Below are 19,164 nucleotides of genomic sequence, written 5' to 3' on the forward strand. Positions count from 1 at the left end.
TTACTTCTCCTTGTTCTCGTCGTCCTCGTCGACAACCTCGGCGTCGACGACGTTGGGGTCACCAGCGGTCTCGCCAGCAGCGGCACCCTCGGCGCCTGCCTCAGCAGCCTGGGCCTCGTACAGGGCCTTGCCCAGCTCCTGGGACTCGGTGCCAAGCTTTTCGACGGCCGACTTAATTGCCTCAATGTCATCGCCCTTCAGCGCCTCGTCGACGGCATCGGCGGCCTCAGTCACGCGGGTCTTGAGGTCCTCCGGTAGCTTGTCGGAGTTCTCGTCCATGAACTTGCGGGTCTGGTAGGAGGTGGATTCCGCCTGGTTGCGGGTCTCCTGCTCCTCGCGGCGCTTCTTGTCCTCTTCGGCGTGTGCCTCGGCGTCCTTGACCATGCGGTCGATCTCCTCCTGGGAGAGGCCGGAACCATCCTGAATCTTGATGGTGTTCTCCTTGCCGGTGGCCTTGTCCTTAGCGGAGACGGAGACGATGCCGTTGGCGTCAATGTCGAAGGTGACCTCAATCTGCGGTACACCGCGCGGTGCCGGAGCAATACCACCGAGCTCGAAGGAACCGAGCAGCTTGTTGGCGGAAGCCATCTCGCGCTCGCCCTGGTAGACCTGAATCTGCACGGAAGGCTGGTTGTCATCAGCCGTGGTGAAGGTCTCCGACTTCTTGGTCGGGATGGTGGTGTTGCGCTCGATGAGCTTGGTCATCACGCCACCCTTGGTCTCGATGCCGAGGGAGAGCGGGGTGACGTCGAGAAGCAGCACGTCCTTGACCTCACCGCGCAGCACACCTGCCTGCAGAGCAGCGCCGACTGCCACGACCTCATCCGGGTTAACGCCCTTGTTCGGGTCCTTGCCGGTCATTTCCTTGACCAGGTCGGACACGGCCGGCATACGGGTGGAACCGCCGACGAGCACCACGTGGTCAACCTCGGACAGGGACAGACCAGCATCCTTGATGACCTGGTTGAACGGGGTCTTGGTGCGGTCCAGCAGATCCTGGGTGATCTTCTGGAACTCGGTGCGAGACAGGGTCTCATCCAGGAAGAGCGGGTTCTTCTCAGAGTCCACCGTGATGTACGGCAGGTTGATGTTGGCGGACTGGGAGGAGGACAGCTCAATCTTGGCCTTCTCAGCAGCCTCACGCAGACGCTGGACAGCGCGCTTGTCCTTGGTCAGGTCAACGCCCTGGGAAGCCTTGAACTTATCTACGAGCCAGTCGACGATGCGCTGGTCCCAGTCATCGCCGCCCAGCGCGTTATCACCAGCGGTAGCCATAACCTCGACCACGCCGTCACCGATCTCCAGCAGGGAGACGTCGAAGGTACCACCACCCAGGTCGAAGACCAGGATGGTCTGCTCCTGCTCACCCTTTTCCAGGCCGTAAGCAAGCGCGGCGGCAGTCGGCTCGTTCACGATACGCAGGACGTTGAGGCCTGCAATCTGGCCGGCCTCCTTGGTGGCCTGACGCTGGGAGTCCTCGAAGTAAGCCGGGACGGTAATAACGGCGTCGGTAACGTCCTCACCCAGGTAAGCCTCGGCGTCGCGCTTCAGCTTCATGAGCGTGCGGGCCGAAATCTCCTGCGGGGTGTACTTCTTGTCATCGATATCGATGGTCCAGTCGGTGCCGATGTGGCGCTTGACGGAGCGGATGGTGCGGTCAACGTTGGTGACCGCCTGGTTCTTCGCGGACTGGCCGACGAGGATTTCGCCGTTCTTAGCGAAAGCCACGACGGACGGGGTGGTGCGAGAGCCCTCGGAGTTAGCGATAACGGTGGCTTCGCCACCTTCCAGTACGGATACGACCGAGTTGGTGGTACCGAGGTCAATTCCTACTGCGCGTCCCATGATCTTTTCTCCTTGCTTGGTTGGGTTTGTTCTTAAGTTGATAATGCGCGACTCAACTTCTGCCGCGTCCAGTCAGCGACTCTAACAGAAGCAACACTCAAAGTCATCCAAACCTGAGCGCCGGTCACTCAACCTACACAACGCGGACAAACTCAAAGTTGTTCCCGATCGACTCAACTTTTTATTTATTGCCAGCACGCTGGGGAAATGAAGCTGCTCAATTGGCGGCTCACCCCACTGGGACGATTGCTGGCTCTCCGTCCGCATTCACAACGCGGACTGCCAAGCCGTAAAGATCCTCGATCAGGGCAGGGTTAATGACATCGCGCGGCGCGCCCGCATCCCACACCGTTCCATCTTTCATCGCCACGACATAATCGGCATAACGCAACACATGCGCCAAGTCATGAATTACCGCAACGAGGGTCTTGCTACCCGCCAGCTCTTTCATCAACTTCATGAAGGAATGCTGATACCCAATATCCAAGGCACTCGTTGGCTCATCCAAGAAAAGTACAGGCGTTTCCTGTGCGAGAGCCATGGCCAGCCAAGCACGTTGACGCTGACCACCTGACAACGCCGCCACCTCGGCCTCTTCCAATTCCTCAAGGCCTACCTCCGCTAGCGCACGACTAACAGCACGCTCGTCTTCCTGGCTCCTCCACCCCATAAATCCTTGGTGAGCGAAGCGCCCTCGCGCAACCAATTCTCGGACATTAATCCCCTCAGGGGCTACGGATTGCTGCGACATCACAGCAACGCGCTGGGCATATTTTCGCCGCGAGAGTAAAGCTGCGTCTTCTTGGCCAATATGCACCGCACCTGCGCTCGGTGTTTCTAACCGCGCAAGCACCTTCACCAGGGTGGACTTTCCACAACCATTCGGGCCGATGATGGCTGAGAATTTGCCCGCGGGGAAAGACACATCCACCGAGTCGAGAATTAACGGGGCAGTTCTGCCATAGGACATGCTCAGCCTTTCAGCCCTCACGCCCGGCGCACCGTCACACACTTTTTGTTCGTTCATTTTTACCGGCCTTTCACGCGCGCAAATCGGGATTGCCACAACAGCAGACCCGCAAGGTAGATGCCACCAGCACAGACAGTTACAAGGCCGGCGGGCAAAGTAATAGGGAAAAATAGGCGCTGCCCCGCTAAGTCAGCAGCGAGCAAGAAAAGAGCGCCGAGCACTCCTGAAGCCAACACCGGTGTCCTGCCTGGACGCGAGAGCAGGCGAGCCATATGAGGGGCCGCGAGGGCGATAAATGAGATTGGGCCCGCTATCGCCGTCGATACAGCGACAAGAACTGTGCCAACCAGAACCATCACCACACGTGCACGATTCACGTTCAGCCCCAACGAACTCGCCGTGCTATCCCCCAGGGCAAGCGCGTCGCACCAGCCACGCAGCAGCAACCCAGCGACGCACGCCACGCCTCCCAGCACCCCCAAGGGGATAACGTAGCCCCAGGACACAGCATTCAATGTTCCAGCCGCCCAAGTCGCCGCACCTAAGGATTGCTCCAACTCGCCACTTAGAATCAGCCACTTGTTTATTGCTGAAAGAAAGAACGTCACTCCAATCCCCACCACAATCAGCCTTGCTCCCGTGAGCCTTCCGGCAAATGAAAGCCCCATGATGAGTAACGCAGTAACAGTCCCACCCACCAACGCGCCTAGCGCAATATTAAATGCGGAACTAAAGCCCGCCAAGGATACCGCGATGACACCGGTATAGGCACCGGTATTAAACCCGATGATGTCGGGCGAGCCCAGAGGATTGTGGGTGAGGATCTGAAAGATGGCGCCCGCTATGCCCAAACACATTCCTACGACAATCGCGGCAACCACCCGCGGAGCACGCCATTGCCACACGACGGTGGCCGCAAAGTCAGTGCTATTGGGATTCGTAGCCACGGACCACAACGCTGCGCTATCCTGCCCGGCACCAGGCGAGAAGAGCGAATAGGCAGCAATAGCTAGCGCGACGATCACAATACCTGCAAAGGACAAAACACTTCTCACGCTCACAATCACAACCTCCTTCCAGCGCGATGGGACAACGCAATCAATACTGGGGCACCAATGAGCGATACCGCGACGCCAGCCGGCAACTCGGCCGCGATAAGAAAGCGACCAACAATGTCAGCACCCAACAAGAACAGAGGCCCGACCACGGCAGAGGCAGCGAGTTGCGCCCGCTCTTCATAAATTCCGCACAGCCTGACCACATGCGGAATAACCAAGCCAACAAATACAATCACCCCCGCTGCCGCTGTGGCCGTAGCCGCCAAGACCGTTACCGCTGCGATAAGTCCCAAGCGCGTCATCTTGAGGTTGATCCCAAGACTCGCCGCGGCTTCATCCCCCAAAGCAAGGGGCGGCAAGTGACGCGCAAAGACAATCAGCAGCACCACACCAACTGCTAACCCACCGGACGTAATCGCCACCGGTGTCCACGAGGCCACGTCAACAGAGCCCGTCACCCAAGCGCGGATACGTGCGAAAGAGTGAGGATCTATCAGGATCAGCGCGGAGGACAGGCCCTCACATACCGCCCCGATGGCTACACCTGCAAGAATCAGTCTCAGCGGATCAACATCGCCCGCTCTGCCACGCCCTACCGCGGTGACCACCAACATGGTCACTGCCGCACCGATGATGGCTGCGAGCGAAAAAGCAAAAGGTGATTGCCACCCCCACCAGCCCAGAGCAATGGCCGCGGCCAAGCTAGCGCCAACGTTGATGCCGAAGACTCCGGTATCTGCCAACGGATTGCGAGTCATAATCTGCAGGACTGCGCCAGCGAGAGCCAAAGCACAGCCCGCACACACGGCAACGAGAGTACGGGGAAGCCGCCTCTCCCACACGATCGAGGAAGCGATACCAGGCTGCCCTCGAAGGGCAGCCAACACGTCACTTAAAGGAATGCTACGCGCCCCCAACGCGAGCGACAGCGCAACACCGATACCGAGAATGGCAATGCCAGCAACCACTAGCCAACCAAGACGCCGGGCACTTCCTTTGCCGGCGTACACCCCCTGCTCAATCACCAACACCACCCAAATACCTTCATATGCTCACGTTTCCTTAGCTCGACCCAATTTAGGTTAGGCTACCTTTTATGTATATTCGAAAGAAAATCGTACCGCGCACCCCACTTCTCCGACTCACCGCTGTTGGTCTTACCGCAGCGATAGCTCTCACCGGCTGCGCCAGCCTCGAAAACACCAACTCAAACGCTGACGCTTCCAACTCTGCATCCTCACCGTCAGAGAAAAAATCAGGAAACTCCAATTCAGCCTCGGGAAATGACTCCGTGGCCACCGGAGGCGAAGGTTTTGCTGGAGCAGGACAGAAAAGCCAAACCTTTGGCAGCGATGCAGCCCCTGGTCAATTCCCACGCACGGTCACGCATGCACGTGGAACGACCGAACTCAAAGAAAAGCCGCAGCGGGTGGTCGTTCTCGAAAGCGGTGAACTCGATTCCGTCCTAGCACTCGGCATGAAGCCAGTCGGCATGACCACGTCCAAGGGTCAGAACCCCGTCCCCGATTACATGGCCGACAAAGCAAGTGACATCGAAACGGTAGGCACGATCAACGAAGTCAATATGGAAAAGATTGCTTCACTCAACCCCGACCTCATCATCGGCTCGCAGCTGCGCATGGATAAGTATTATGACCAGTTCAATTCCATCGCACCTACCGTTTTCTCGATTCGCCCTGGATACACCTGGAAAGAAAACTTCCGACTCATCGGCGAAGCCCTCGGAGAAGAAGTGCGCACCGAACAAGTCATGGCCGACTATGACAAGAAAATCGAAGAAGTAAAGAAGGCCATTAAGGACGGGCCGGCTAGCGAAGACACCACCGTCACCATTCTGCGCTTCATGCCAGGCAAGGTACGCCTTTACGGGCGCCTTTCGCTCATTGGAACGGTGCTTGATGACGCCGGCCTCGCCCGCCCCGCCAACCAAGACATCGAAGAGCTCGCTACGGAAATCTCACCGGAGAACATTGACCAAGCGGACGCTGACTACATCTTCTACTGCAGCTACGGCGATCCTTCCGCCACCGGCCAAGACACTGCCATTGCCACTGAAGCTTTCCAGCAGCTTCCAGCGGTCAAAGATGGCCATGCCATCGAGGTCAGTGATGACACGTGGGCTCTCGGCTTAGGACCTCTGGGCGCACAGAAGATCGCTGCTGATCTCGCGGAGTATCTCAGCCACTAACACGGGGGTAGCGACCTCCCCTCAAAACAACACCTGTGGGATTGACTCACCCCAACTTAAGGGGCTAGCTTTCATGTAAGCGAGATGGGTTACACGTCTACGATTTTTGTGCGGCGGGCCATATCACGGTCACCGATTTCTCGCTAATCAGGCCAGGCCGCTGCCTGGCTGCTCCCCACATACAAGAAGGGTGGTCGCACATGAATGCTCACTTCATTAGGCAGCGTCGTTCTTCCGACCGGCCACCGGTTGTGTACGCCAGCGTTAAATAAGCACCTCTTTTTCACACAGACTGACCGGCACGGCGCAGAGTGTGCGCTCGTGTTGGACTAGAAAGTCTGCAATTTCTGCTTTCCGCAAGGCCGCATCAGTGCGCCTTAAGACCCATAAAGGTTGTAATCCATGACTAACGATGCTCACACCCCCGTGCCCGAATCCACCGACATCGACGCCGCGCTGATCGACGCCGCCGCGGCCCAGGCCCACTCCTGGCTCGCCTCCACCGCCGACGAGCAGGACCCAGCCACCGAACAACTCGCCGACTTATTGCGCAACCCGGACGGAGTAGCCTTCACCATGGACTTCGTCGACCGCGTCATGCGCCCCGAAGATGACAAGGTAGCCGCCCACGCACTGAAGTCCGTTACCACCACCTATGACGCCTCCTTCCTCGGCCTCATCAACGGTTCCCTCGTAGGCCTGGGTGGGTTCTTCGGGCCCATCCTGCCCAACCTGGTCATGCCACTGGCACGCATGCGCATGCGCCAGATGGTGGGCCACCTGGTCCTCGACGCCGAAAGCGATGCCCTTGACAAGACCTTGGACAAGGCGGCGGAGTCCGGCGAGCAGCTCAACCTCAACCTCCTCGGTGAGGCCGTGCTGGGCGACGACGAAGCGCGCTCCCGCGCCGAGCGCACCCTCAAGCTCATCAAGAACCCGCGCGTGACCTACGTCTCCGTTAAGGCCTCCTCCATGGTGGCCCAGCTCAACCCGTGGGATATCGAGGGCTCCCTGGTCCGCCTCAAGGAGCGCCTGCGCCCGCTCTATGATGCCGCCGCGCGCCGCCCCGATAAGGTCTTCATCAACCTCGACATGGAGGAATACCACGACCTCCACCTCACGGTGCGCCTGTTCACCGAGCTTCTCAGCGAGCCGGAGTTCACCAACCTCGAGGCCGGCATCGTCCTGCAGGCCTACCTGCCGGATACCTTCGACGCCCTGGCCCACCTCGCCGAGTTCGCCAAACAGCGCGTGGCCGAGGGCGGCTCCCACATCAAGATTCGCATCGTCAAAGGCGCGAACCTGTCCATGGAGCACGTCCAGGGTGAAATCCACGGCTGGCCGGCAGCGCCCTATGCCACCAAGGATGAGGTGGACGCCAACTACTACCGCCTGCTCGATTACATCCTGCGCCCCGAGTTCGCTGACTGCGTGCGCATCGGCGTGGCCACACACAACCTCTACACCGCGGCCTTTGCCTACAAGCTGGGCACCAAGCGCGGCGTCATGCGCATGATGGATTCCGAGATGCTCCAGGGCATGTCCCCGGCCCAGCAGACCGCGGTACGCAAGGCCTTCGAGGGCCGCCAAATCCTCTACACCCCGGTGGTGCACATGGAGGACTTCGATGTCGCGGTCTCCTACCTGGTGCGCCGTTTGGAGGAGAACTCTGCGCCGCAAAACTTCCTCTACGCTCTCTTCGCCCCGGAGGAGCAGGCGCTGAAGGACCAAGAGGAGGTCTTCCGCGAGGCCGTCGAGCAGCGCTGGGATACCTTCGCCGGCCCGCGCCGCACCCAGAACCGCTTGGAGGAGGCCGAGCAGGCAGCCGGCCGCCAGGCACCGCGCACCGGGCGCTTCGCTAACGAGCCGGACACCGACCCAGCTCTGGAAGCCAACCGCGAGTGGGCGCTTAAGGCTCTGGCCACCGACCCGGGTGAGCACGGGGTGGAGGAAGTGACGGAGACTGGGGTCGTCGACAAGCACGTGGCCCGCGCCGCCGAGCTCGGTGCCGAGTGGGGTGCCCGCGCTGCCGAGGACCGCGCCCGCGCGCTCGAGGCCGTGGCCGATGAGCTGGCCAACCGCCGCGGCGAGTTCATTTCCGTCGCCGCCTACGAGGCCAACAAGACCGTCACGCAGACAGACCCGGAAATCTCCGAGGCCATCGACTTCTGCACCTACTACGCGCAGTCCGCGCGCCTGCTGGAGCGCTACTCCGCCGAGTTCACGCCCTACCGCGTGACCGTAGTGACCCCGCCGTGGAACTTCCCGGTGGCCATCCCCACCGGCGGCATTGCGGCGGCTCTCGCTGCGGGTTCCGCCGTCATCATCAAGCCCGCGCCGCAGGTCGTGCACTGCGCGAAGCTCGTCGTGGAGGCTTTCCGCGCCGGCTTGGAGGCACAGGGCCTCGACCCGGATCTGGTCCAGCTCGTCTTCACCGACGAGGGTGACGCCGGCCGCGCGCTGGTCTCCCACGCCGATGTCGACGCCGTCATCCTCACGGGTGCTTCCGATACCGGCAAGCTCTTCCGCTCCTGGAAGCCGGAGCTCAACATCATGGCGGAGACCTCCGGCAAGAACGCGCTCATCATCACCCCGTCCGCGGACCCGGACCTGGCCATCCAGGACCTCTACCTCTCCGCCTTCGGCCACTCTGGACAGAAGTGCTCGGCGTCCTCCCTAGTTATCTTCGTCGGTGCGGCCGGCGAGTCGCAGCGCCTGCGCTCCCAGCTTGTCGACGCCGTCAAGACCCTCATCCCTGGCCCCGGCTACGAAATCACCACAACGATGAACGGTCTCGCCGAAGCCCCCAGCGAGAAGCTGCTGCGCGGCCTGACCCAGCTGGAGCCGGGTGAAAAGTGGCTGGTGAAGCCGGAGAAGCTCAACGAGGAAGGCACCCTGTGGTCGCCGGGTATCCGCGATAACGTGCGCCCCGGTTCCTGGTTCCACGTCAACGAGTGCTTCGGCCCAGTGCTCGGCATCATGCATGCGGAGACCCTGGAGGAGGCCATCGAGTGGCAGAACTCCACCGGTTATGGCCTGACCGGCGGCATCCACACGCTGGATAATGAGGAGATCGACTACTGGCTCGAGCGCGTCGAAGTGGGCAACGCCTACGTCAACCGCGGCATTACCGGCGCGATTGTGCAGCGGCAGTCCTTCGGCGGCTGGAAGCAGTCCGTCATGGGCCCGGGCGCCAAGGCCGGTGGCCCGAACTACGTGGCCCAGTTCGGCACCTGGTCCGAGGGGCCGCTGCGCCCCTTCGACGTGGATATCTCCCAGCCGGTGGCGGCCCAGCTGCGTGCCTTCGGCGAGCTGGGCTTCTCGGAGGAGGATACCGCTTGGCTGTGGCGCGCAGCAGAGCTCGACGAGTTGGCTTGGCAGCAGGAGTTTGGCCGCCAGCACGACCGCGCAGGTCTGGTCAGCGAGGCCAACGTCTTCCGCTACCGCCCAGTGCTCACGCCGCTGCAGGTACGCATTGGTTCCGATGCCGAGCTTCGCGACGTCTCCCGTCTCGCCCTCGCCGCCACCCGCACCGACTCCCCGGTGCGCTTCAGTGCCGCCCCGGAAAAGGCCGCGGAGCTGCGTGGTCTGGGCTTTAAGGTTGACAGCGTGTCGGCGGATGCCTTCGCCCGGGAGGTCGCTCGTCTAGAGTCCGGCCGCGTGCGTGCAGTGGGCTCTGTCGAGCCGGGCGTCTTTGAGGCGGCGGTGGAATCCAACTCCGTGGTCTTGGATCAGCCAGTGCTGGCTGATGGCCGCCGCGAGCTTCTGCCCTTCCTCCTCGAGCAGGCAGTCTCGGTAACGATGCACCGCTTCGGCATCATCCGCCAGGTAAGCAGCATCCGCGCATAGTTCGTTTTCTGCGCTCATATGAGAAGATGGAGCGCATGACAAACAACAATGATGACGGTGCCCGCTCGGGCACGTCCTCCACGGCCTCTGATGCGGCGGCTTCTGCCGCCGCGGAGCCCATTAATGAAGAAGCTACCCTCCCGGTGTCGAAGACCGATGACAAGTCTCGCGTCCTCGGGCGCGATGCCATCTCCTTGGCCAAGGTGTGCTTGATCTTCATCATCGTGGTGGCGGGCGTCGGCCTGGCCGGCTACCTGCTGAAGTTCATCTGGGTGGGCCTGCTGCCGGTCATCCTGGCCATTTTGGTGTGCACGGTGCTCTTCCCCGTGACCAACTGGTTGCGCGCGCACAAATTCCCCCGCGCGCTGGCCTCCATCACCACGCTGCTGGGCTTTTTGGCCATCATCGGCGGCGTCTTCGCGGCGATGGCCCCGGTCGTCTCCTCTCAGGGCGCGTCCTTGGTCAATCAGGCTGAAGGCGGCTTGAACAAGCTCGTCGATATGGCCAAGGACCTACCTTTCGATATTGATGCCGCGAAAGTCCAGGAAGTCCTCGATGACGCCATGACCTTCATCAAGGGCCAAGCTTCCAACATCGCCACCGGGGTGATTTCCGGTGTATCGATGGCCAGCTCCATCGCCATGGCGCTCGCCATCATGCTCTTCGTGGCCTTCTTCATCCTCAAGGACGGCGATAAGTTCCTGCCGTGGCTGCGCACCTACACCGGCTACTCCGCCGGCTGGCACGCCACCGAGCTGCTGACTCGCGTGTGGAACACGTTATCTGGCTTCATTCAGGCGCAAGCAGCCGTCGCGGCCGTCGATGGCATCCTCATCGGCCTCGGCCTCTGGGTTCTCCAGGTACCGCTGGCCCTTGTCATCGGCGTAGTTACGTTCTTCGCCAGCTTCATCCCGGTCATTGGCGCTGTCACTGCGGGCGCTTTGGCCGTCATCATCGCGCTGGTCTCCGATGGGCTGACGAAGGCCTTGCTCGCCTTGGCTCTCATCATCATCGTCCAGCAGGTGGAGGGCAACGTCCTCCAGCCGATGCTGCAATCCAAGGCCATGGGCCTGCACGCGGCGATGGTGCTGCTCTCCGTCACGGTCGGCTCCGCCTTGGCCGGCATCATCGGCGCCTTCCTGGCTGTGCCGGTGGCTGCCACCATTGCCGTGGTCTTCCGCTACCACCAGGAGATGGCCAGCCTGCGTGCCGGCGAAATCGAAGCTAAAAACATTAAGATTTCCACGGCGGAGGGCCATGAGGACGTCATGGAGCTCTACGAGAACCTAGAGGCCAGCGGCGCCCGCTAGCCACACAACCGGTGCATGGTTCGAGCTTTCTCGGCCGTGCAACTGCCCTAGTTGCCAAACTTCTCCCCCACCACCCGCGGCGGGAGCGATGGTTTTGGCAACTAGGGCACTTTCCGTATGGAGGGCCTAGTCCGCGGACACCGTGCCGAAGGCGGCGGCCAGTTCCTCCGCCGCGCGGTCGAGCACCGAGGCCCACGAGCCATAGGATTCCTCATTAGCGGTGTCCGAAACCTGCTTGAGCAGCGTGCACGGCACGCCGAACTTTCGACACACCGCGGCGATGGCGTAGCCCTCCATATCGCACAGCTCGGAATCCTGGGCAAGGCGCGTGCGGGTCGGGGTATCCGAAATAAAGGCGTCACCCGTGGCAAGCGTTGCGGTCGGCAGCTTACCGGAGGTTTCAAGCTCGATCACCTCGGGAAGGAGATAGCGGGAAACATCGCTGAGCACCTCTAGGTGGAAGTCATGCTTGCGCACGTGGGAGACCTCGAAGACGCCTGAGAGATCGTCGCGAAGCGCGCCCGCAGTACCGATGTTGATAACCCGCTCCGGCAGTTGCTGTGCCGAGGCCAGCACCGTGGTCAGCTCGATGGCGGCGGGAACCGTACCAATACCGGTGATGAGCAGCGGCGCTCCTTCGGGAACGTGTGTGGCTTCAGCATCCACGGCGGCGATGAACAGTGTACGACCAGACAGATTCTCCATGCCTGCGAGACTACCCGCTGTCTCGAGGAATGCTCTCCACAACTCTGTTCTGAGCGGAGCGGCCGCTTGTAGGGTTCGGAACCACACCGAGACCTCAGAAAGGAGAACACCATGTTCACACCACGAGATTTCGCCGGAGCGGCACTCCTGTGCATGCCGCTCATCGCCTGCGCCATCCCTGAAGAAGCCCAGGCCAGCCCCGTAGTCTGCGAGGCCGGCAACCCCCAGGCGGCTTTCGATGACAACGTTGCCCACGTTCCTCAATGGCATGGCCACGAGTGGGCGCTGGTTGATTCTTCCCACTTCGATCCTTGCGCGGCCTTAAGCTGGCAGACCATCTCTATCAAGGGAGCCACGGCCTCCTCGCCGCACCACATCATGCTCTTCCACTATGGCGAGTACCTCGGCACCGCCACTGCTGAGCCTTATGGTTTCTTCCCCGACGTCGAGCAGGTCAATCACAACGAGATTTCCGTGACCTACCACTGGCCACAAGATGGCGACGCCAATGCCGCACCGACGGGTACGTCAAAGGCCAGCTTCCGCTGGGATGAAGTCCAGAACAAAGTCATCATGAGCGGCGACGTTCCGCCTAGCTAAGATAAACCGTGCGCCTCAAGATGAGGCGCACATTCTATGGAAGGAACACCCATGCTCCGGTCTGCTTCTGCCTTCGTGGGCGCTGCACTCATGTGCCTCCCCCTCGCCGCCTGTTCTCAGGGCGAGCAGGGCGAGGTGGACACCCCAATGTTTAGCGCGGTCCGCAACAACCCAACGAGCGTTGCTGCCGCAAGCCCCACGGAAGAGGCCGCAAGCCCGGAGCCAACGAGCAACCAGGCACCTGCCCCGAAGACCGAAGAACCAGAGTCCTGCGAGGATATTGACGCTGAAGAGGCCTATCAATCAGGCATTGGCACCATCGCACCGTGGAATGGCTTCGGTTGGGGGCGGCCTTCCTCCTCAGAGTTCGACCCTTGCGCGGATTTGAGCTGGCTAATCATTGCCATCGAGGGGGCTACGGCCTCCTCACCGCACCACATCATGCTGTTCCACAAGGGCGAATATCTCGGCACCGCGACCGCCGAGCCTTATGGTTTCTTCCCCACCATCGAACGCGTAAATGACGCCGAGATCGCCGTAACCTACCACTGGGCGCGCGAGGGCGAAACCACCGCCGGGCGCACCGGCGAGACGCACGCAGGCTTCCGCTGGGATGAAGGCCAGCAGAAGGTGATCATGAGCGGTGATGTCCCTCCCAGCACTTACTAGTCAAAACTCAGCGTCCGGTTCTTCTGCCGCAGCCGGATCGTAATGTTCTTTTGCGCCGCCCCGAGGGCGATCAGCTTCCCGGACAACGCCCGGGCTACTTGCAGGTCGGTCTCACTGGGCGGCTCTGCGGCAACGCTCACCGTGGGTAGCCAACTATCGTTCGGATCCGGCGCTCCCAAGTGGATAAGGCGCTCGCGCTCCGCGTCGATCCAATAGCCCTCGGTGGCCATGTACCTGTCCTGCCCGCCGTCGAAAGAATCGCAGCGCCACCCGCCCTCAGCCACGCGGAAGACAAAGGGGCAATAGCCCAGGCGGGAGGGCACGATGTAGGTGGTGTTGGGGCTGACCCGCCAATGCCCGCGGGCGGAGCTCCACACTTGACGGTAGGTATCAGCCAGGCTCATGCCTAGGCGGAGGCGCTGCTGCCTGTCTTCGTCAAGCCCTGCCCCCTCCACTCGCGCGTCCAGCTCTCCTAAGTGCGTGGCATCGGCCACGTACATGCCCAACCAGGCCTCCTCCGGAGTGGTGTAGGGGCCTGTGATGTCGCGGTGGAAGGACTCTGGAATGGCTTTCTCGGCGTTTCTCGGCAGGCGCTGGCGCACTGCAAAAGCCCATAGCCGGGGATGCCCCATGCGAAAAAGCGTCACAGTCTCGCGCGGGAGAAGGTCATGCACCTGTTGCCGGGTGAGGTAGTCACCCGCGCTGATGCGGCGCACCAACTTCCGGGCTACGTCCGCCTCCACTTGTTGTTCCATAGCCGGGGCTACCTCTAGATCGGGAAGCTGACCCAATAGCAGCAGATCAATGATGTCCCCGAGGTCGAAGACAGTGGCGAGCCGTTTGGTGGTGTTCTCACCAAACGCCTCGATGGCCTCATAACCCAACGCAGTGCCTAACCTCCTCACCACATCTGGTGAGACGCTCACTCGGTTGTGCGTGGCATACAGTTCCGCTGCATTGAGGGGGCGATCAAGCACCAAGTCTTCTATCCTTTCTCCCCCGTTCAGGGGAATCGCACTGAGTCACGCGTGGGACTAAGCCAGGCACAGCCGGTTCTGCATTGGTTGCCTGCGGGGCGCCGAAAGACTAATCGATACCTCCACGACCCCTCACGTGAGGTCCATCCACAGTGAATTACTTCAAATAGTAGCAACTTATATACCGCGTTTGGATTAAGCATGACAATTGATCCCTACCCCTACCCTGTCTTACCTGCTTTCTGCAGCTATTTCTGACAGCCGTACGGATATAGTATGACACAGTTTCTCAATGTAACCTTGCAGTTTCCTCTCAAGGCTTTCTCTCTTCCAGATGCAAAGGAGTCCATCACATGACTGACAACAACAGCTGGGGCGCTCCCCCTTCCTCGCCCTCACCGGCGACCGCCCCGAAGCGCATCGCTGTCATCATCGCCGCAATTGTCGGCATCATTGCGCTGACTGCGGGCATCACGTGGGCTATAGCCGCAAACACCAACTCGACCCCTTCCTCCGACTCGGCCGCGGCGTCTTCACCCGAAGCTGCCCCAAGCGAACAGATACCGAGTTCGGAGGAAACTACTGAAACCACCAAAAAGAATTACACGTTCGTCGACGACCCCGAATACACCCGAGAACAAAAATGTGGCGAAATGGCTGACGCTTTCCGGGACAAGATTGATAACCCAATGACCGTCTTCTGCGACGATGACTGGCTGCTCCTCGCCCAAGAAAACAGCTCGCTGTATTACCTCCATTCCTGGGCAGGCAACTCATGGATCCCGCACGAGGCCGACGGCGAATTTTCAGACTCACACATGGACTGCTATGACCGAAAGGAATTGATTGAGGATGGCCTTCCAGAGCAATATGTCGATGACGTTCCCCTCTGCTCCTCTGAAGAGTTGGCCGCAGCTGACCAAGAGAAAGAGCTAAAACCAGGCTACTTGGGCGACCTCTGTGACGGAAGCTACATCCTCATTGTTGACAGTGTGCTTGTGCCCTACGGCGAACTCAGAACACCATACGTCGACCAGGCACTCGCCCAGCATCCTGGTGCTAAGTCGATGCCGGGACTGGCCTGCAATTCCTTGCGCTCTGAAGTCGATGGTAAGGAGGTCTTTGCCATTTACTACGACGCCGGCCACAGCGTGGATGAGGTCTGTAAACTCAAGGCGCGGTACGGTGGCAACGCCCGTTCGCTCAATAACGATGCAGACTTCAGCGACCCCTGCTAGGGCAACAACTTAGTTTGGAAAGGATTTTTCGCCTCGTGGCACACTACAACCTCTATAGCTCCCTCAACCTTGACCCTTCCGCTGATTCTGCGACTTTGGCCTCGGAGATCGAACGCCGCCTTTCCGCGACGGACCCGTCCAACGCCGCGCTTTACGACGAACTCTCCACCGCCCACAGCATCTTCTCCCGCCAGGACCGCCGCGAGCAGTATGACCGAGCACTCGCGGATCCCTTCGGCCCCGAGGTGGACGTCGCCCGCATCCGTGAGATCGCCAACTCCGGCTCGGGCGTGCAGCTCATGCCGCAGCCTTCGAGCGCCCAGGCTTCCGGCTCCTCCAGCTTCAACGTTGATTTCTCCTTCCCCGTGGAGCCCTCCCGTCAGCGTGCCCAGTCGATTCAGTGGTGCATCGTGTGGGGTCTGCTGGCCTTCATGTGGATCATTTCCACCATTCGCGGCCTCGGCGCCCTCGCGGAGGTCGGCAACGCCAGCAGTATCGAGCTTCTGTACGGCGCTGATGACTACGTCGACGAGGCTAGCTCCGCCGGCGCCTTCTTCTTTATGGTCGCCGGCGGTACCCCGGTCTACCTGATGATTGCGGAATTCATCTGGTCCCTGCGCAAGACCTTGGGCCGCAAGCAGGCCGAAAAGACCGCCTAAAACGCCGAAACCCGCGGCCATAAAGCCGCGGGTTAAGGGGGGACTAGCGCAGGCGCTGGCCTACAAAGCCGGCGGCAAGGGTGTTGCCGCTGGACTGATCAATGAGCAAGAAATTGCCCACCGCGCCGCGAGCGGCATAATCCTCCACGGGAAGCTCCGCCTGGGTTTGGACGGTGATGAACGCAATGTCATTGAGGGCTGCTGATTCCGGCGCCTCAACATCGGCCACGCCATCGAGGTCGAGGATGCGCTCCACCGACGCCACGCGGGCCTTGACCAGCGCCGCACCATACCGCAGCTTCACCATCTGTCCCGCGCGCAGCTCCTTGTCCGTGAGGACCACCGCGGTGGCGGCGAATTCGCGCACCTCCTCCGGGCGCTGCGTGCCGGCGATGAGGTCGCCGCGAGCCAAATCGATGTCATCGGCCAGCCGCAGAACCACGGAGTCGCCGGCGCGCGCCGCCTCGTCTTCAGCAAGCGAGCCATCGGTGGTGTCAATCGCGGTGACGGTCGAGGTGCGCCCGCCCGGGAGCGTTACCTCATCCCCCACCGCCACGTGCCCGGCCTTCACGCGGCCGGCATATCCGCGGTAGTCAGAGGCGTGTTCGCGAATGACGTACTGGATAGGGAAACGGAAGTCCAAGTCATCGGCGCGGCCGGTGGCCACGGGGACGGTCTCTAGCGTTTCAAGGACCGTCGGCCCCTCGTACCAATCCATGGTGGTGGAGCGCTCCACCACGTTATCGCCCTTGAGCGCAGAAATCGGGATGGCAACAGAGTCCGTAATGCCCAAGCGCGCCGCAATGTCGTTGAACTCCGTCTCAATCGCGCGGAAGGTTGCTTCGTCATAGTCCACCAGATCGATCTTGTTCACGCCCAGGATGACGTGGCGCACGCCCAAGAGTGCTGCGACGTTGAGGTGGCGGCGGGTTTGTTCGACGACGCCATTGCGGGCGTCGACAAGCAGCACCACCACCTGGGACGTGGACATGCCGGTCACCGTATTGCGCATGTACTGCACATGTCCTGGGGTATCGGCGAGAATGAAGGTGCGCTTATCGGTGGCGAAGTAGCGGTAGGCCACGTCGATGGTGATGCCCTGCTCGCGCTCGGCACGCAGGCCGTCCACCAGCAAAGAGAGATCCATGCCGTCAAAACCGCGGTCGGCGGAGGAACGCTCCATGGACTCCACCTGGTCCGCGAGCACGGACTTGGTGTCATAAAGCAGACGGCCCACGAAGGTGGACTTGCCGTCATCGACGGAGCCGGCGGTGCACAGACGCAGAGTATCGCGCTGTTTGAGGGCGCCGACATTCGGCGCAAGGGTGGTGGTCGTCATCAGAAGTAGCCTTCCTTCTTGCGGTCCTCCATGGCGGACTCGGACAATTTGTCATCGGCGCGGGTGGCTCCGCGCTCGGACAGGGTGGAAATGGAGATTTCCGCGAGCACTTCATCCGGCGAGGCGGCGGTGGATTCCACGGCACCGGTGCAGGACATATCCCCCACGGTGCGGTAGCGCACGGTGCGGGTCTCCAACGGTTCATCCTCGCGCGGTCCGCCCCATTCACCTGGTGTCAGCCACATGCCGTTGCGGTTAAATACCTCGCGCTGGTGGGAGTAATAGATGGAGGGAAGCTGCAGGTTGCGCGCGCCGATGTATTCCCAGATATCGGACTCAGTCCAGTTAGAAATGGGGAAGACGCGAACGTTTTCGCCGGCCATCTTGCCGCCGTTGTACAGGTCCCAGAGCTCCGGGCGCTGGCGGCGCGGATCCCAACCGCCGAAGGAATCGCGGATGGAAAAGATGCGCTCTTTGGCGCGGGCGCGTTCCTCGTCGCGGCGCGCGCCACCCAGCACGGCGTCGTATCCGCGCTCCGCGATGGTCTCCACCAGCGGCACGGACTGCAGCGGGTTGCGGGTTCCGTCGGGGCGCTCCTGGATGTCGCCGCGGTCGATCCAGTCTTGGACCAGCGCCACGTGCAGGCGCGCGCCGGTTTCCTCGACGAGCTGATCGCGGAAGTCGATGACCTCCGGGAAGTTGTGGCCGGTATCCACGTGGATGAGCTCGAAGGGCACTGTGGCCGGCGCAAAGGCGCGGCGGGCGAGCTCGAAGACGACGACGGAGTCCTTGCCGCCGGAAAAGAGCAGGCCTACCTTGTCGAATTGCCCGGCGACTTCGCGCAGGATGTGGAGGGATTCGTTCTCTAAATCTTTAAGGTGTGGTGAAAGAGTCATTATTCGTGTAACCCGCATTCTGTCTTGCCGTCAGCGAAAATACGCCCGGAGCGTGCATCCTCGCCCTCGCCTACCGGGAAGGTCAACGGCGCGCAGCCGATGGAACGGTAGCCCTGCAGGGTGAGGGGGTGAATGATGAGATCGTGTTCCTTGATGTAGGCGTCGGTGTCATCGAGGTCCCAGGTAATAATCGGGGAAATCTTCAGCCGTCCCGTGCGGTCCAGGCTCAGCGCCGGAGCGGTGGCGCGGTGCTCGGAATCGGCGCGGCGCAGGCCGGTGACCCACCCGACGTAGGGGTCCATGGCCATGTTTAGCGGCTCCACCTTGCGCATGCGGTTATAGGCCGCAACGTCGCGTGCATAGAGGCGCGGGCCGTAAATCTTGTCCTGTTCCTCAGGGCTCAACAGTGGGCGCACGGTCACCAGCGGCAGGTCCGCATAGCGCTTGGCGACGTCCCCCGCTACCTGAAGCGTCTCCGGAAAGTGCCAGCCGGTGTCGATGAAGAGCAGGTCGGCGTCTAAGTGGGCGCGGTGCGCGAGCTCGGCTAACACGGTGTTTTCCATGGACATCGTGACGGCGAGCCGGCCCGGCGCGTGTTCGGCGGCCCACGCGGTAATCGTTTCGGCGGAGGCATCGTGGAGCTTATCGGCCCACTTGTCGACGAGTTCCTGGTTGCGCTGGGCCACGGCAGGCTCGAGCGGCGCGGTGTCGCGGGTGCCTTCGGGGCTAATGCTGGGGTCGCGGTAGTCGCCGCGGTCCAGCAGGTTAATCGGTTCGGTCATGACTCCTCACATTAAAGGCAGCTGTGCTTGTGTGCAGCCCCACTAAGGGGCGCGAGGG

Annotated in this window: 16 protein-coding genes; 7 read left to right on the top strand and 9 right to left on the bottom strand. The window is 61.4% G+C overall.

Annotation, left to right across the window (positions count from 1 at the left end):
• From dnaK to CAURIM_RS11630, 4 genes are all read right to left on the bottom strand, one after another.
• Positions 1-1,845 carry a molecular chaperone DnaK gene (gene dnaK, locus CAURIM_RS11615; protein ID WP_070448082.1) on the bottom strand — a complete coding sequence of 615 codons (1,845 nt, stop codon included), beginning with the start codon at positions 1,843-1,845 and terminating at the stop codon, positions 1-3.
• A 229-nt stretch (positions 1,846-2,074) separates the two neighbouring features.
• Complete coding sequence (locus tag CAURIM_RS11620) at positions 2,075-2,872, bottom strand: ABC transporter ATP-binding protein (RefSeq protein ID WP_070730720.1); 798 nt, start codon at positions 2,870-2,872, stop codon at positions 2,075-2,077.
• 2 nt (positions 2,873-2,874) lie between these two features.
• Positions 2,875-3,882 (bottom strand): FecCD family ABC transporter permease, encoded by a 1,008-nt coding sequence (locus tag CAURIM_RS11625; protein WP_010188671.1) that lies wholly within the window; start codon positions 3,880-3,882, stop codon positions 2,875-2,877.
• Positions 3,879-4,841, bottom strand: coding sequence for a FecCD family ABC transporter permease (locus CAURIM_RS11630; protein ID WP_253587859.1), 963 nt, complete (start codon positions 4,839-4,841; stop codon positions 3,879-3,881). The genes CAURIM_RS11625 and CAURIM_RS11630 overlap by 4 nt, the downstream gene beginning before the upstream one ends.
• A gap of 128 nt (positions 4,842-4,969) precedes the next feature.
• Between CAURIM_RS11630 and CAURIM_RS11635 the strand changes: the two genes are divergently transcribed.
• From CAURIM_RS11635 to CAURIM_RS11645, 3 genes are all read left to right on the top strand, one after another.
• On the top strand, positions 4,970-6,082 hold the full coding sequence (locus CAURIM_RS11635) for an ABC transporter substrate-binding protein (protein WP_070730722.1): 1,113 nt from the start codon (positions 4,970-4,972) through the stop codon (positions 6,080-6,082).
• 402 nt (positions 6,083-6,484) lie between these two features.
• Positions 6,485-9,931 carry a bifunctional proline dehydrogenase/L-glutamate gamma-semialdehyde dehydrogenase gene (locus CAURIM_RS11640; protein ID WP_201829019.1) on the top strand — a complete coding sequence of 1,149 codons (3,447 nt, stop codon included), beginning with the start codon at positions 6,485-6,487 and terminating at the stop codon, positions 9,929-9,931.
• 35 nt (positions 9,932-9,966) lie between these two features.
• Positions 9,967-11,241: an AI-2E family transporter gene (locus CAURIM_RS11645; protein ID WP_201829018.1), complete on the top strand. Its 1,275-nt coding sequence runs from the start codon at positions 9,967-9,969 to the stop codon at positions 11,239-11,241.
• A gap of 126 nt (positions 11,242-11,367) precedes the next feature.
• On the opposite strand, the gene CAURIM_RS11650 is transcribed toward CAURIM_RS11645, so the two are convergent.
• A complete protein-coding gene (locus CAURIM_RS11650) occupies positions 11,368-11,946 on the bottom strand; it encodes a nucleosidase (protein WP_201829017.1) in 579 nt (192 codons plus the stop codon).
• Between the two features lie 111 nt (positions 11,947-12,057).
• Here CAURIM_RS11650 and CAURIM_RS11655 point away from each other — a divergent pair, with 111 nt between their 5' ends.
• Both CAURIM_RS11655 and CAURIM_RS11660 read left to right on the top strand, forming a co-directional pair.
• A complete protein-coding gene (locus CAURIM_RS11655) occupies positions 12,058-12,546 on the top strand; it encodes an LppP/LprE family lipoprotein (protein WP_144657617.1) in 489 nt (162 codons plus the stop codon).
• Between the two features lie 51 nt (positions 12,547-12,597).
• Positions 12,598-13,215, top strand: coding sequence for an LppP/LprE family lipoprotein (locus CAURIM_RS11660; protein ID WP_070596979.1), 618 nt, complete (start codon positions 12,598-12,600; stop codon positions 13,213-13,215).
• Here CAURIM_RS11660 and CAURIM_RS11665 read toward each other — a convergent pair.
• Positions 13,212-14,192, bottom strand: coding sequence for a hypothetical protein (locus CAURIM_RS11665; protein ID WP_236659376.1), 981 nt, complete (start codon positions 14,190-14,192; stop codon positions 13,212-13,214). The genes CAURIM_RS11660 and CAURIM_RS11665 overlap by 4 nt on opposite strands.
• Before the next feature lie 353 nt (positions 14,193-14,545).
• On the opposite strand from CAURIM_RS11665, the gene CAURIM_RS11670 reads away from it, so the two are divergent.
• The gene (locus CAURIM_RS11670) at positions 14,546-15,430 is read left to right on the top strand and encodes a hypothetical protein (RefSeq protein ID WP_070448094.1); all 885 of its coding nucleotides are present in this window, start codon (positions 14,546-14,548) and stop codon (positions 15,428-15,430) included.
• A 35-nt stretch (positions 15,431-15,465) separates the two neighbouring features.
• Positions 15,466-16,089 (top strand): hypothetical protein, encoded by a 624-nt coding sequence (locus tag CAURIM_RS11675; protein ID WP_070448097.1) that lies wholly within the window; start codon positions 15,466-15,468, stop codon positions 16,087-16,089.
• Positions 16,090-16,132: 43 nt separating this feature from the next.
• On the opposite strand, the gene CAURIM_RS11680 is transcribed toward CAURIM_RS11675, so the two are convergent.
• From CAURIM_RS11680 to CAURIM_RS11690, 3 genes are read right to left on the bottom strand one after another with little or no spacing between them, the layout of a single operon-like run.
• A complete protein-coding gene (locus CAURIM_RS11680) occupies positions 16,133-17,428 on the bottom strand; it encodes a sulfate adenylyltransferase subunit 1 (protein ID WP_201829015.1) in 1,296 nt (431 codons plus the stop codon).
• Complete coding sequence (cysD, locus tag CAURIM_RS11685) at positions 17,428-18,324, bottom strand: sulfate adenylyltransferase subunit CysD (protein WP_070717669.1); 897 nt, start codon at positions 18,322-18,324, stop codon at positions 17,428-17,430. The genes CAURIM_RS11680 and cysD overlap by 1 nt, the downstream gene beginning before the upstream one ends.
• Positions 18,324-19,106, bottom strand: a complete 783-nt coding sequence (locus tag CAURIM_RS11690; protein ID WP_201829014.1) for a phosphoadenylyl-sulfate reductase — start codon at positions 19,104-19,106, stop codon at positions 18,324-18,326. Before CAURIM_RS11690 ends, cysD begins: the two co-directional genes overlap by 1 nt.
• Between the last annotated feature and the right edge of the window lie 58 nt (positions 19,107-19,164).

The organism is Corynebacterium aurimucosum (genome assembly GCF_030408555.1).
GTDB classification, from domain to species: domain Bacteria; phylum Actinomycetota; class Actinomycetes; order Mycobacteriales; family Mycobacteriaceae; genus Corynebacterium; species Corynebacterium aurimucosum.